The organism is Microbacterium sp. bgisy207 (assembly GCF_965345035.1).
GTDB lineage: Bacteria > Actinomycetota > Actinomycetes > Actinomycetales > Microbacteriaceae > Microbacterium.
In genome coordinates this window covers 246,824-260,839 of record NZ_CBDRMG010000003.1, presented here as the reverse complement: position 1 = coordinate 260,839, position 14,016 = coordinate 246,824, and the positions used below count along the sequence as shown (strand labels likewise).

General features: G+C 68.5%; 13 protein-coding genes. 5 read left to right on the top strand and 8 right to left on the bottom strand.

Annotated features, from left to right (window positions below; translation table 11 throughout):
- Nucleotides 1–10: 10 nt before the first annotated feature.
- The 5 genes from ACSGC5_RS04380 to ACSGC5_RS04360 all read right to left on the bottom strand — a co-directional run bounded on the left by ACSGC5_RS04380 (nucleotide 11) and on the right by ACSGC5_RS04360 (nucleotide 3,058).
- Complete coding sequence (locus tag ACSGC5_RS04380; protein ID WP_434969390.1) at nucleotides 11–388, bottom strand: VOC family protein; 378 nt, start codon at nucleotides 386–388, stop codon at nucleotides 11–13.
- Between the two features lie 13 nt (nucleotides 389–401).
- Nucleotides 402–1,235: a MerR family transcriptional regulator gene (locus ACSGC5_RS04375; protein WP_434969389.1), complete on the bottom strand. Its 834-nt coding sequence runs from the start codon at nucleotides 1,233–1,235 to the stop codon at nucleotides 402–404.
- A 66-nt stretch (nucleotides 1,236–1,301) separates the two neighbouring features.
- Nucleotides 1,302–1,448 (bottom strand): hypothetical protein, encoded by a 147-nt coding sequence (locus tag ACSGC5_RS04370; protein ID WP_434969388.1) that lies wholly within the window; start codon nucleotides 1,446–1,448, stop codon nucleotides 1,302–1,304.
- 37 nt (nucleotides 1,449–1,485) lie between these two features.
- A complete protein-coding gene (locus tag ACSGC5_RS04365) occupies nucleotides 1,486–1,704 on the bottom strand; it encodes a hypothetical protein (protein WP_434969387.1) in 219 nt (72 codons plus the stop codon).
- 64 nt (nucleotides 1,705–1,768) lie between these two features.
- Nucleotides 1,769–3,058 (bottom strand): M15 family metallopeptidase, encoded by a 1,290-nt coding sequence (locus ACSGC5_RS04360; protein WP_434969386.1) that lies wholly within the window; start codon nucleotides 3,056–3,058, stop codon nucleotides 1,769–1,771.
- Between the two features lie 42 nt (nucleotides 3,059–3,100).
- Here ACSGC5_RS04360 and ACSGC5_RS04355 point away from each other — a divergent pair, with 42 nt between their 5' ends.
- Complete coding sequence (locus tag ACSGC5_RS04355) at nucleotides 3,101–4,384, top strand: glycoside hydrolase family 3 N-terminal domain-containing protein (RefSeq protein ID WP_434969385.1); 1,284 nt, start codon at nucleotides 3,101–3,103, stop codon at nucleotides 4,382–4,384.
- A 24-nt stretch (nucleotides 4,385–4,408) separates the two neighbouring features.
- Here the strand turns inward: ACSGC5_RS04355 and ACSGC5_RS04350 are convergent, their stop codons facing one another.
- From ACSGC5_RS04350 to ACSGC5_RS04340, 3 genes are read right to left on the bottom strand one after another with little or no spacing between them, the layout of a single operon-like run.
- A complete protein-coding gene (locus tag ACSGC5_RS04350) occupies nucleotides 4,409–5,134 on the bottom strand; it encodes an SOS response-associated peptidase (RefSeq protein WP_434969384.1) in 726 nt (241 codons plus the stop codon).
- 9 nt (nucleotides 5,135–5,143) lie between these two features.
- Nucleotides 5,144–6,181: an App1 family protein gene (locus tag ACSGC5_RS04345; RefSeq protein WP_434969383.1), complete on the bottom strand. Its 1,038-nt coding sequence runs from the start codon at nucleotides 6,179–6,181 to the stop codon at nucleotides 5,144–5,146.
- Between the two features lie 4 nt (nucleotides 6,182–6,185).
- Entirely contained in the window at nucleotides 6,186–6,887 is a 702-nt protein-coding gene (locus ACSGC5_RS04340) for a DedA family protein (protein ID WP_434969382.1), read from the bottom strand.
- Nucleotides 6,888–6,928: 41 nt separating this feature from the next.
- Between ACSGC5_RS04340 and ACSGC5_RS04335 the strand changes: the two genes are divergently transcribed.
- The 4 genes from ACSGC5_RS04335 to ACSGC5_RS04320 all read left to right on the top strand — a co-directional run bounded on the left by ACSGC5_RS04335 (nucleotide 6,929) and on the right by ACSGC5_RS04320 (nucleotide 14,014).
- Nucleotides 6,929–8,272, top strand: coding sequence for an anthranilate synthase component I family protein (locus ACSGC5_RS04335; RefSeq protein ID WP_434969381.1), 1,344 nt, complete (start codon nucleotides 6,929–6,931; stop codon nucleotides 8,270–8,272).
- Nucleotides 8,273–8,352: 80 nt separating this feature from the next.
- The gene (leuS, locus tag ACSGC5_RS04330) at nucleotides 8,353–10,923 is read left to right on the top strand and encodes a leucine--tRNA ligase (RefSeq protein ID WP_434969380.1); all 2,571 of its coding nucleotides are present in this window, start codon (nucleotides 8,353–8,355) and stop codon (nucleotides 10,921–10,923) included.
- A gap of 91 nt (nucleotides 10,924–11,014) precedes the next feature.
- Entirely contained in the window at nucleotides 11,015–11,599 is a 585-nt protein-coding gene (locus tag ACSGC5_RS04325; RefSeq protein ID WP_434969379.1) for a ComEA family DNA-binding protein, read from the top strand.
- 12 nt (nucleotides 11,600–11,611) lie between these two features.
- Nucleotides 11,612–14,014 carry a ComEC/Rec2 family competence protein gene (locus tag ACSGC5_RS04320; RefSeq protein WP_434969378.1) on the top strand — a complete coding sequence of 801 codons (2,403 nt, stop codon included), beginning with the start codon at nucleotides 11,612–11,614 and terminating at the stop codon, nucleotides 14,012–14,014.
- Nucleotides 14,015–14,016: the final 2 nt, after the last annotated feature.

Here is a 14,016-nt window from a genome sequence, read left to right as displayed (position 1 = left end):
CTGAGTCGCGTCATTGTTCGCTTCGTTCTCGCTGGAGAAACACGAGTCCATTTCCATCGGGGTCTTCGAAGTGGAACATCGGCGGCGAGCCGTCCAGGTGAAGGACATCGTCGTTGTGGAGCCTCACCCCTGCATCAACGATCTGCGCGTGCGCCGACTGAACATCGTCCGTTTCCATTCGAATCGCCATCGGAATCTCGCTCCCGTGCGGCAGGAGCACGATCGTGATACCGGTACCGGGGAGCCCGATCTCCACGGCTCGGGCGCCGGGCCACGCCTCTGCGTCGCCCCGGAGCTCGAAGCCCAGGACGTCGGTGTAGAACCGCAGCGCCTCGTCCTGATCGCTGACCGGAACCGAGATGCTCACGATACGAAGGGTTGTGATCATGGGGGAGTACCCTTCAGGCTCGCCTATCCGGCTCGATGGGGAACTGCATCTCGGTCCGTGCCAGTGAGATGTCGTCGGGCCATTCGAGGTAGACCTCGCGCGAATAGCCCGTGGTGCGGAACGCGTTGGCGCGTAGCCACTCGAACACGGCTGGAGTGGTGTCGACATCGACCGTCTCCATGTCTCCGTGATGGATGGCGACAGCAGCCAGCTCGATACCAGGAAGGTCGACGATGTCGACCCCCGGGACGTGTGTGACGGCACGAGGGACCGGGACGCCGACGTGGACGCTGATCGCGCCATCGTCCGTATCGTCGTAGTACGCGATCGACGGCCCGCCCGCGGCGACACCGGCTGCCTGCAGCGCCTCGAACAGTCGAGGGTATAGCGGCTGGATGACCGGACTGATGTCGGCAGGGTCGAACGTGGGGCTGACTCCGGATGCCACCGCCAGGTGCGCGCCGGGGATTGATCTCGTGGTGATGTCCAGCTGCGAGGTCTCGTGCGTCATGGAATTCTCCAACCGTTGGATGTGGGTTTCGATGCGCCGCAGCCTGGCGTCGGCCTCGTCGCGTTCTGACTCGAGTTCGGCGCGCCGCAGCAGCAGCATCCCGCGGAGTTCGGCAGGACTCACGTCGCCCTCCGTGATCCGCTTGATGTCGCCGAGCGGAAACCCGAGGCCTTTGAGCGCGACGACCCGGAGGAGGTCGGCGAGCTGGGTCTCGTCGTAGCGGCGGTATCCGCTGTCGTCGACCTCGGCGGGAATGAGGATGCCAAGCGCGTGGTAGTGCCTGAGCATGCGCGGCGTGACGCCACCGAGCTGTGAGAGGTCGCCGATCGAGTACATGAGCCGACCGTACGGGCTGACACCGTGTGAGGGTCAAGCTCGTTCTCGGCGGGCACCTCTAGCGCGCTAGAACCACGTGAACGGGATGATGGCCGTCAGGACGACGCCGAGAATGAAGATCCCGCTACTGACGCCGATGAGAATCCACTGCGCGCGGCGGTTGCGGATGACGGCGGCGATACCAAGAAGGAACAGCGAGATGGCCATCAGCACGGTGTTCAGCGTCAGTCGATCGCTGTACTGATTGGCTTCATCGCCCTCGGCCAGTAGCGCCTCGGCCTCGGCATCCGTGTCCGACCATGCCGCCCCTCGAGTAGGCCGACGCCTGCTGACCGCCGTACAGGGCCGCTGGGAAAGAGACGTACGCCGTCGCCACCGAGACGACGCCGAGGAGGATGACGATCAACAGCTGCAGGTCGTCGAAGAACGATCGGCGGGGTGCCGTGATCGCGTTGGATGAGATGGACACGAGCGAGATCGTACTGCCCCCGAGAGGGTGTCGATGACCGAGCCGCAGGTCGGGCTGTCGCAGATCAGTCGTACGACGACGTGATGCCGAGGTACTCCTCCAGCGAGAGCCCGCTGTTGTACACGGCCGTGGCCACGTCGACCCCGAGATAGCGCAGGTGCCAGGGTTCCCAGATATAGCCGGTGACCCCCTCTTTGCCCTGGGGGTACCGCACGATGAAGCCGAACCGATGCGCGTTGGCCGCGACCCACTGTCCCTCGGGCGTGTACCCGAAGGACTCGGTGATCGTGTTCAGATCGAACGCGAGCCCCGACTGGTGCTCGCTGTGTCCGGGTCGCGCGGAGTAGCGGTCTGCGGCGGCCGAACCGTCGCGGGACGCGTAGCTGTTGTACACCGAGACCTGGGTCGAATAGGAGCGGAACCCGCTCGCGATCCAGAGGTTGTGGCCGAGTGAGGCGGCTTCGGCCCGCATGCGTTCGAACGCTGCCAGCGTGTCACCCGTGAGTCCGTTCCCGTACCAACTCGGAAGCCGGTAGGTCTTGTTGACGATCAGGATGCCGTTCACATAGGTCGGCTGGATGTCATCGTCCGTGGACCCGCCGCCGCGGGACTGGGCGGCCTCGGCCGCCGCGTGGGAATCTTCGACGGCCGTCCACGCCGACTGGTAGGCGCTGATGCGGTCGGATGCGGACCCGGCTGCCGGGTCCGCGAGCGCTCCGAGCGCCGTCGCGTACGCATCCTTCGTCTCTTGAGTAGCAAGCTCCGGCACCTCGGCCGCTGCGCCGTGTGCAGCCGCGGCGGCAACGACGGCCTCGATCCGGCCGCGAGTGGTATCCGCGGCGGATTCCAGCTCGGTGACGGACCGCTCCGTCCCCGCGGCTGCGTCGGCGAGGCGGGTGGCTTGCGCGGACAGGGCCTGCGCCTGTGCCAACTGCGCTTCCCGGCCCTCAGGAGCGGCGGGCGTCGAGCGCGGTTCCGGTTCGGAGGGCGAGGCGGTCACCTCACCCGGAGACACGATCGTGAGCAGGCCCGCAGCGACCAGGGCATCCAGTGACGCGCGCAGCGTGTCGAGGGTTGCCGAGTCGTCGATCATCTCCGGGTCGGTGACCTCGAGGACCCGCGACGCTTCCGCTGCCACGGTGACGGCATCCGACTGAGCGGCGCTGAAGGACGCGGCGGAGGCATCCATAGCCTCGCCGGCCGACGTCCAGGCGGAGAGAGCGTCGTCGAAGGCCGCTCGGGCCTTCGCATTGTCGGTGGTGATCGTGCCGACGACGCCGGCTGTGGTGAACGCCGCAGCAAAGCCGAGGAAGGTCCGGCGCGCGATCGCGCGATCTTTTCGGCTCGAACCCATGTGGACCAGGGTAGTGCGCGCGGGACCGGGTACCGTGAACTCGTGAGTTCGGAAAGTCGCAGCCTCGTCGCGCGGCGAGGGAGCGTCCGCCGGCGAGGTCCTGCTGCGTCGGCCATCCGCACCACGGTGACGGCCGGAGCGGTCTGCGCGCTCGCGATCGGTGCGCTCACGGCAGCGCCGTCCGCGGATGCGGCCACGGACGCACCCGACCTCGCCGGGGTCTCCGCGCCGGCAGGCGAAGTAATCGTCACGGGGGGCGAGCCCACGAGTCTTGCCTCGCGAGCGGCCGCCGCTGTCGCCGGCATGAGCCTCAGTGAACGCGCGGCGAGCGTCATCATGGGGCACATCCCGACGACCGACCCCGCCGCGTTGCGCGAGTACATGACCAGCACGGGTGCTGGGGGATTCATCCTGATGGGTGCGAACATCCCGCCGACGGAGGACCGCTTGCGGGAGGTCACGGCGGCGCTGACGGTGAATGCGGCCGCACCGCCGCTGCTGGGCATCGATCAGGAGGGTGGCGATGTCTCACGGCTGCCCTGGGATGACTTCCCCTCGTCGGTGACGCTGAAGAACGAGCCACCAGAGGCCACCGAACTCGCGTTCGCGGGCCGCGGTGCGCTCGTGCAGAGAGCGGGTATCTCCGTGAACTTCGGCATAGTGGCCGACATCACCGACGACACCGGCATGTTCATCTATCGACGCGCCCTCGGCACGACGCCCGAGAGCGGGGCGTCCCACGTCGCCGCCGCCGTGGTGGGCGAGGAACCCGAGGCGCTCTCGACGCTCAAGCACTTTCCGGGTCACGGCGCGGCGCCCGGCGACTCGCACCGCGGCATCCCGTCGACGGACGAGACCTATGACCAGTGGCTCCAGACGGATGCCGTGCCCTTCGCGGCGGGGTTCGACGCCGGCGCTCCGCTTCTGATGTTCGGGCACCTTGCCTATACCGCGGTCGACGCCGCCCCCGCGACCTTGTCGAGTGAGTGGCACCGCATCGCGCGGGAGGAGCTCGGGTTCGCCGGCGTCGCGATTACGGACGATCTCGGGATGCTGGAGGCGTCGGGGCTGCGCGAGTATCAGGATCCCGTGTCCAATGCCGTGGCCGCCCTTTCGGCCGGGAACGACATGGTGCTGTCGGTGCTGGGAACCACGGCGCAGACTGTGCCGAGGCTGACCGCGGGGATTGTCGCGGCCGTCGAGTCCGGCGAGCTTCCCGCGGAGCGCCTGGACGAGGCGGCTGTGCGCGTGATGACACTCCGTCTGGAGACGGCAGCGGCGGGCCGAGGTCTCGTACCGTGTGGCTCATGTGCGCCGGCGGGCTGAGCCCCGCCGCGGCGTCGGGCCGTGTCAGGGCAGCGGCGGGCCCGGGACGCGCTCGATGAGCTCGGGCGAGTTGTTTCGGACGTTGCCCACTGCCGCCCCGACCGGATAGGCCTCGAGGGTGTCGGCGACGACAGCGGCCGCGTCGACAGCGGCGTCCAGGATGTCTCCCGGGTGATCGACGCTGGGGTCCAGCCACGCGTCGGCGTGGTCGGGATCCATGAACACCGGCATTCGGTCGTGGATCGAGCCCAGCCCATCGGAGGCGGCACGGGTGAGGATCGCGAAGGACAGCACCCATCGGTCGGGGGAGTCGCCGGGCTTCGACGGATCCTTCCACCATTCGTACAGGCCCGCGAACAGGAGCGGCTCGCCCGACTCCGGGTGAATGAAGTAGGGCGTCTTACCCGTCTCCGTGCGGTGCCACTCGTAGTAGCCGGTCACGGGGACGATCGCGCGGCGCTTCTCGAGAGCGCCGCGGAACATGGGCTTGTCCTCGAGCTCTTCGGACCGGGCATTGAACGCTCGCGCTCCGATCGAGAGGTCCTTCGCCCACCCCGGCACGAGCCCCCAGCGAGCGGACTCGAGGCGGCGGATCGGTGGTTCCGACTTCGCAGAGTCCAGCACGATCGCGGCTCGATCCGTCGGTGCGACATTGAACGAGGGGCCCGGCAGATCGTCGCCGACAAGGTCGACGCGCAGCATCCCGACCAGCTCGGTTCCGACGCTTGCCACCACGAATCGTCCGCACACGCGGCCAGCCTACGCGGGGGTCACCCCAGCGGACTGAAGACGGTCGAGAAGGCCCGCTCCGTCGGATGCGGTCACCCACGGCACTTGTGCGGCGGAGTGGTCGTTCACGGCGGTACGACCTCCCGCGAGCACCGCCTCGGCGGGGGAGAGGCGGCGGATCGCGACCGCTGCCACGTGCCCCGGATTGTCGCTTGCAAACGCCGTGTAGATCGCGTCATCGTGTTGGCCGTCGTCGCCGACGAGCAACCAGCGGATGTCCGGGAACTCCTCTGCAAGACGCTGCAGACTGCGCTCTTTGTGGGCGCGACCACTGCGAAACCACCGGTCGTGGGTCGGGCCCCAGTCCGTAAGCAGGAGCGCGCCAGGCGGAAAGAGATGGCGGCGCATGAACCGCACGAGCGTGGGCGCGACATTCCACGCGCCGGTCGAGAGGTACACCACTGGGCTCCCGGGATGTTCACGCGCGAGCCTTTCGAGAAGAACCGCCATGCCCGGGACCGGCTGCCGGGCATGTTCGTCGACGACGAAGGAGTTCCAGGCCGCGAGCAAGGGTCGTGGCAGCGCCGTCACCATGACGGTGTCGTCGACATCTGAGACGATCCCGAAACGCGCATCCGGGGCCACGACGAAGACCCGCGACTCCACCGGTTCGCTGCCCTCGACGGTCATTGTGAAGGTCTGCCACCCCGTGGGCAGGGAGGCGTCCAGGACGACATCCACGACACCTCCCCGATCCGCGGTCACGGTGTGGGTCGTTCCCGCCACCGTGACCTCGACGCGGGCGAATCCCACGGGAACGGCGAGGAAGCTGCGCCAACCGCGCACGGATGCGTACTCGCCGCCGCCGCGCGGCTTTCGCGGGGGAACGATGAGCACTCGTCCGAGCACGCGGATCCACCCGTCACCGCCGTACCCGGGAAACGGGGTCACGGTCGGGGTGAGCCCGCGGGCGCGGGCGCGACGCTCTCGCCAGGTGTGGAAGCGTCGCTCAAGTCGTGCGAGCCACAGGATCTTGGGGGGCGCGGTAGTTTCCTCCGGTCCGGGCACCCGTTCAGTCTGTCATGCCCTCGGCAGTCGAGTTCCGGTCGCGCTCCCCGCTGCGCGTGCCATCGTCATCCGACTCCATGTGCCGCTGCTCGAGCCGGTGCAGGATCTTCTTGCCGAGGAAGATCGCCAGGATGAACGCGGCGATCGCGGCAACGAAGATGTAGCCGGCGTAGTGAGCGCTGTCGGCGAGGTCGCGGTATGTTCCCGCCGCGGCCGACGCGACCGACACGTAGATCGCCGCCCACAGGATGCAGGCGGGTGCCGTCCAGGCCAGGAATCGGCGGTACGAGTACCCCGTCATCCCCACGGTGAGGGGAACCAGCGAGTGCAGCACGGGCAGGAACCGGCTCAGGAAGATCGCGACGCCGCCACGTCGATTGACGTACAACTCCGCGCGGATCCAGTTCCGTTCCCCGATCCGCGCGCCTACGCGTGAGTAGCGAATGCGCGGGCCGAGGAAGCGGCCGAGCCAGAAGCCGATACTCTCGCCGATCAGCGCTCCGATCACGACAGTAACGCCCAGAGCCACGGCCTCCCACGGGGTGGCCACGGCCGTCCCCGCAATGATCACGATCGTGTCGCCGGGGACGACCAGTCCGACCAAGACGCTCGTCTCGAGCATGATCGCGAGGCCGGCCAGGAGCGTGCGCAGCACCGGATCGACAGCCTGCACCGTATCCAGCAGCCACGTCAGCCACTCGTTCATCCTTGAAGCGTAGAGCCGTCGCCACCGTTTAGCCTGAGTGCGTGACCACGCCGCCGTCGACCATTGCGCTGATGGACTGGCTCGACCCGGAGCGCGTGTTCTGCGGGTGGGCGCAGCGGTATCCGAACGTGTTCTGGCTGGATGCCGGCCCCGACGCAGCAGGCGGCCGCAGCTGGATCGGTATCGGCGAACCCGTGGCATCCGAGGCGATCGGCGAGATCGATGTCGGATCCGCCGGTGCGCACCCCGACGGCCGGGCGGCTCCGCGAGGACCGCACCCCGGCGGGTGGGTGGGCTGGTTCGGCTACGAACCTGGGGCGCAGCGCGCCGGCGCGCCCGTCTGGGCGGGCGTCGAGGGCGAAGACCGGTGGATGCGTGTGCTCGCGGTCGTCGAGTTCGACCATGAGCGCTCGATGGTCACGGTCCGCTCGGGTGGCGAGTGCGGCGCGGTGACTGGGGATGCGAGCGAGATCGCGGACCAGCTGCGCCGACTGCCGATGCCCGCCGCGGTACCCGACCCGACGCCGGTCAGCGCAGCCGCTCGTCACGAGGCGTCGGAGTATGCCGCTCTCATCGGGGCGTGCCGTGAGCAGATCCGCCAGGGCAACGCGTATCAGCTGTGCCTGACGACTCGATTCGAGGTTCCGGGTCAGATCGACGCGTCCGTGGCCTACCGGCGCCTTCGGCGCGGCGTCAGCGCCCATCACGGCGGCTTCGTCCGCATCGGAGGGCGGGCGCTGTTGAGCGCGAGTCCCGAGCAGTTCCTCGAGGTCAACGGGGGGCGGGTGCGTACGCATCCGATCAAGGGCACCCGGCCGCGGTCCGCGGATGCCCGTAAGGATGCCGACCTTGTCGAGGATCTGCGCTCCGATGTGAAGGAACGCGCCGAGAACGTCATGATCGTGGACCTGATGCGCAACGACCTGTCGCGCGTCTGCCAGACGGGAACCGTGACGGTCGAGCGCCTGTTCGCGGTGGAGTCCTATCCGGCTGTCCATCAGCTCGTCAGCACCATCGCCGGAGACCTGAACCCGGGGCTCCGTCTGGATCAACTGCTCGCGGCAACGTTTCCCGCGGGCAGTATGACGGGCGCGCCGAAGCTCTCGGCGATGACGATTCTGCACCGGCTCGAGAGCGCACCTCGCGGTGTCTTCGCCGGATGCTTCGGCTGGATCTCGCCGCAGGGAGACCTCGATCTGGCGATGGTGATCCGGTCCGTGGTGGTCGAGCGTGATCGGGCATACGTCGGCGCGGGCGGCGGGATCACGTGGCTCTCGCACCCGCGTGCGGAGGTCGCCGAAGTCGTCGTGAAGGCGAGGGGTCCCCTCGCCGCGATCGGCGCAGTCGTCCCGCGGGGCTGGGCGCAGCCCGACCAGGACTCGTGAAACCAGGCATCCGGTAGCCTGGACAGTGCGCTTTTGCGCCCTCCCCCTGCGTCCCGATTGGTATCCGTTACGTGAGTCAAATGGTCCCTACTGACACCGTTGCCGCCCACGGCCCCGAAGGCGGGTACGACCCGCAGGCGATTCAGGCCAAGTGGCAGGAGCGTTGGGCGGCGGCCGATCCGTTCCGTGCCGGCGGCGCCGAGGACGCTCGTCCCCGCAAGTACGTTCTCGCGATGTTCCCGTACCCTTCGGGCGACCTGCACATGGGTCATGCCGAGAACTACCTCTACTCCGACATCGTTGCGCGCGCGTGGCGGCACCGCGGCTACAACGTGCTCAACCCGATCGGATGGGACTCGTTCGGCCTTCCCGCCGAGAACGCCGCGATCAAGCGCGGCGCCGACCCGCGCGAGTGGACCTACGACAACATCGCGCAGCAGAAGGCCGGATTCCGCGCGTACGGTGTCTCCTTCGACTGGAACCGGGTGCTGCACACCAGCGACCCCGAGTACTACCAGTGGAATCAGTGGCTCTTCCAGCGCCTGTTCGAGCGGGGGCTGGCCTACCGCAAAGAGAGTCCGGTCAACTGGTGTCCAGTCGATCAGACCGTGCTCGCGAACGAGCAGGTCGTCGACGGGCATTGCGAACGGTGCGGCGCGGAGGTCGTCAAGAAGAAGCTCACGCAGTGGTACTTCCGCATCACTGACTATGCCGACCGGCTGCTGGATGACCTGAACCAGCTCGAGGGGTTCTGGCCACACAAGGTGATCCAGATGCAGCGCAACTGGATCGGCCGCTCGGTGGGAGCGGATATCGACTTCGAGATCGAAGGTCGCACCGAGAAGGTCACGGTCTTCTCGACACGTCCCGATACCCTCCACGGCGCGACATTCATGGTCGTGGCCCCTGACAGCGACCTCGCGGCAGAGCTGGTATCCGGCTCGACGTCGGATGTCCAGGCACAGTTCCAGGAGTACCTCGAAGCCGTTCAGAAGCAGACCGAGATCGAACGGCAGAACACCGATCGTCCCAAGACCGGGGTCTTCCTTGATCGCTACGCCATCAACCCCGTCAACGGCGAGCGGCTGCCGATCTGGGCTGCCGACTACGTCCTCGCCGACTACGGTCACGGTGCGGTCATGGCGGTGCCCGCGCACGACCAGCGCGACCTCGATTTCGCGCGGGCCTTCGACCTGCCGATCCGGGTCGTCGTGGACACGACGGCGCCCGCAACCGGCGCGATCCCCGTGATCGGACCCGACGGCCAGCTCCCCGAGGGTGCCGACGACCTCGAGTCGATCGACCCTGCCACGACGGGGATCGCACTGACCGGCGAGGGGCGGATGATCAACTCCGGATCCCTCGACGGCCTGAGCAAGCGCAACGCCATCGCGCGGATCGTCGAAGAACTCGAGGCGGCAGGAACGGGACGCGCATCCAAGTCGTACCGCCTCCGCGACTGGCTCATTTCGCGCCAGCGGTTCTGGGGCACGCCGATTCCGATGATCCACACGCAGGATGGTCGCATCGTTCCCGTTCCCGAAGAGGAGCTGCCGGTGCGCCTTCCCGACGCGCACGGACTCGACCTGGCGCCGAAGGGCACCTCGCCGCTGGGCGCGGCCTCCGAGTGGATGGCCACCACGGACCCCGAGACCGGCGACGCCGCGCTTCGTGACCCTGACACGATGGACACGTTCGTCGACAGCTCGTGGTATTTCCTGCGCTTCCTCTCGCCGGGCAACGACACCGTGGCATTCGATCCGGCCGAAGCGCAGCGCTGGGCTCCCGTCGACTTCTACATCGGCGGCGTCGAGCACGCGATCTTGCACCTCCTGTATGCGCGGTTCATCACCAAGGTCCTGTTCGATATGGGGCTCGTCGACTTCACGGAGCCGTTCTCGAGCCTGATCAATCAAGGCATGGTGATCCTGGGCGGATCGAAGATGTCCAAGAGCAAGGGCAACCTCGTGCTCTTCCACGAGGAGCTCGCGACGCACGGTGCGGACGCGCTGCGTGTCGCGCTCGCCTTCGCAGGACCCGTGGAAGACGACAAGGACTGGAATGACGTTTCGACGACGGGGGCCCAGAAGTTCCTGTCGCGAGCGTGGCGGGTCGCACAGGACGTCACGAGCGAACCGGACGTCGTGTGGGCGGAGGGTGACGTCGCGCTCCGGCGCATCACGCATCGCCTGTGGGCGGAAGCTCCGGGGCTGATCGAACAGACGAAGTTCAATGTCGTCGTCGCTCGCCTCATGGAGCTCGTGAACGCGATCCGCAAGACGATCGACACCGGCGCGGGCCCCGCGGACCCGGCGGTTCGTGAAGCGACCGAAGCGGTGGCGATGGTCCTCGACCTCTTCGCGCCCCACACCGCGGAGGAGATGTGGGAAGCGCTCGGTTACGAGCCGTTCGTCGGTCTTGTCGGCTGGCGGCAAGCCGATCCGACGCTGCTGGTCGAAGACACCGTCACGGCTGTCGTTCAGATCGACGGGAAGGTGCGGGCGACCCTCGAGGTCTCGGCGAAGATCGATGGTGCCGAACTTGAGGCGCTGGCCCGCGCGGACGAGCGGGTGGTGCGTTCTCTCGCCGGCCGCGAGATCACGCGCGCCATCGTTCGCACCCCGAAGGTCGTGAGCTTCAGCACTCACTGAGCGTTCCTCCCCAGGGAACCGTTCAACTCGTGTCTTCCGGCACCTGGGATGCGCGGGCGGTCGGATCGTGAGGCGACCCTAGCGTTGCGGCATGGCTGATGCGCAGGGTCATGATCGTCGGCGGTGGGGCACTGGTGCGGTGATCGTGCTGGCGCTCGGCGCGCTCGCCGTCGCCGTGATCGTGGGCATGGTGCGCAGCACGGGCGCGTCAGCATCGCTGACGCCGGCTCCGGTGACCATCGCCTCGAGTTCGGCATCAGCGTCGCTCTACGTACACGTGTCCGGCGCGGTACGTGCGCCCGGACTCTACGTGCTGCATCCGGATGCGCGGGTCGTGGATGCGGTAGCCGCCGCGGGCGGGTTCGCCGATGACGCCGAGGCGTCGGGCGTGAACCTTGCCCGCCAGGTTTCCGATGGGGAGCAGCTCGTCGTCCCGCGTGTCGGGGATGCCATCGAGAGCGGCACGGCCGGCATCGCGGCTGACGGCCGTGTGAATCTCAACACCGCGGACGAGGGAGCCCTGGACACGCTTCCTCGAGTCGGTCCCGCGATCGCCGCGCGGATCATCGAGTGGCGCGAGACGAACGGTCGGTTCTCGAGTGTCGAAGACCTGTTGTCGGTGCCGGGGATCGGCCCGAAGATGCTCGAGTCTCTGCGCGAGCTCGTGACGGTGTGAGCGGGGCGGGCGATGCCGGGTCCTGAGCGCCGCTGGCGTTCCGCTCGTCTCGTGCCGGCGGCCGCGGTGAGCTGGGCTGTCGCGCTCGCCCTGGTGAATGCACCCGCGGCGGCGCCGGCGGCGGTCGGGGTGCTGGCGGTGGCGGCTGGTGCGGGGGCAGGGATGCTCGTCATCCGCTCGCGGCGGGGCGGGGCGATGCCGGAAGCGCGCGGGGGGATTCGGGAGGCAGGCGATGGGACGCGGACGCCCGCCCGTTCGGTCACCGGCATCGTGGCGGTCATGACCGTCGCATTGGCGGCGGGGGCCGCTGTCGGGGTCCATATCAGCCTGGCGCAGCCGGCGCGGGAGAGAGCGCTGGAGGCCTTCGGAAGTGGTTCCCGGGTGGTCGAGGTGGAGGCGAGGGTCACCGGCAAGGTGGAGCCACGCGGCGGCGGTCAGCGCGCCTTCGACGCGGTGATTCGCCTCATCGGCCCCGACGCAGGATCGACCACCGGATGGACCGATGCCACCGTGAGGGTGTCGAGCGAGCAGGTAAGCAGGGAACTCGATGCGGGCGCGTTGGTTTTCGTCACCGGAACCAGTCGGCCTGCGTATCCGGGCGATCGCGCCGTCGTCCAGCTCGTCGCCCACGAGGCTGAGGTCATCGCGCCGCCCGCCGGTGTGTGGCGTGTCACTGCCGATCTGCGGCAGTCCCTCGTGCATGCGGCGGCGGGCCTTCCCGGCGCCGGGGGCGAACTGGTACCAGGACTTGCCGTGGGGGATACCTCCGCCGTGAGTGCCCAGACGGATGCCGACATGAAGGCATCCTCGCTTTCCCACCTCACGGCGGTCTCTGGCGCCAATTGCGCGCTCGTCGTGGGCATAGCCTTCGTTGTCGCGGCCGGGTTGCGAGCGGGGCGAGGCATCCGCGTGGTCGCCGGGGTCGGGGCGCTCGTGGGGTTCGTCATCCTCGTCACGCCCGAGCCGAGCGTCGTACGCGCGGCGATGATGGCCGGCATCGCGATGCTTGCGGTCTTGCTGGGACGTGCAGGCGCCGGCGTCGCGGTGCTGAGCGCAGCCGTCGTGCTGCTCCTGCTCGTGGATCCCTGGTTGTCGGGCTCGCTCGGGTTCGCGCTGTCGGTGGCGGCCACCGCAGCGCTGCTCACGCTCGCGCGCCCCCTCGCATCTGGCTTGACGCGTGTCATGCCGGCGACGCTGGCACTGGCCTTGTCGGTGCCGCTTTCCGCGCAATTGGCCTGCGGTCCGCTGCTCGTGCTGATCGATCCGTCCCTCCCGGTGTGGGGAGTACCGGCTAACCTGCTCGCGGCGCCGGCAGCTCCCGCGGCGACGGTGCTGGGACTTGCCGCCTGCATGGCCGCGCCCATCCCCGTGGTGCAGAGCGGTCTGGCGGCGATCGCATGGCTTCCGGCAGCCTGGATCGCCGGAATCGCTGACACCACGAGTGCGCTGCCGTTCGCTCGCATTCCTTGGGTGGACGGCCTTCTCGGCGCCGCCTTGCTCGCGCTCACGGGCGGACTCGTCGTTCTCGCAGTCGCGCTGCCGGGAGGCGGCCGGCAGCGCGACCGCATCCGGCGAGTGTCGTCGATCCTGCTGGTAGGGGTCGTGACGGTCTGGGGCTGCGGGGCGCTGGCCACCACGATCAGTCAGCGGTGGGGGATCCCCGCGGACTGGTCGATTCTGATGTGCGATGTGGGTCAGGGGGATGCGGTGCTTGTGCGCAGTGACAGCGCGATCGCGCTCATCGACACGGGGCCGGATCCAGCGCTCGTGAGCGCGTGCCTCGATAGGGTCGGCATCTCCCGGGTCGACCTGCTCGTCCTTACGCACTTCGACAAGGATCACGTCGGGGGAAGTGAGGCGGTGATCGGGCGGGTCGGAAGCGTGCTCCATGGTCCGACCGACGGGCGCGCGGATGAACGGCTGCTCGCGGAGTTCGGCGAGGCGGGCGCCCAGGTGGTTCCGGCGGAGGAGGGGATGTCGGGACTGCTCGGTGCCGCGCGATGGAGCGTGCTGTGGCCGCGCGCGGGCGCGCTCTTCCCCGCGGGGAACGACTCGTCGGTGACCGTGAGCATCGAGGGCGGCGGGGTCCCCCGCTCCCTGTTCCTCGGCGATCTTTCTGCCGATCCCCAGCGGATACTGCGCACGAGCGTCCGGGACATCGTCGAGGTCGTCAAGGTGTCCCACCATGGCAGCGCAGACCAGGATCCCGGGCTGTACGACCAGATCGCTCCCCGCGTTGCGTTGATCGGGGTGGGGGCGGAGAACACTTACGGGCACCCGACAGCGACGACGCTGGGGATGCTGCAGGGCAGCGCAGTGGGGCGCACCGACCAAGACGGGATCGTCGCCGTCGTCGGCGAGGGCGACGCCCTCGCCCTGTGGCGGGAGCGGGCACCTGTCGCGGGCGGCGGTTAGGC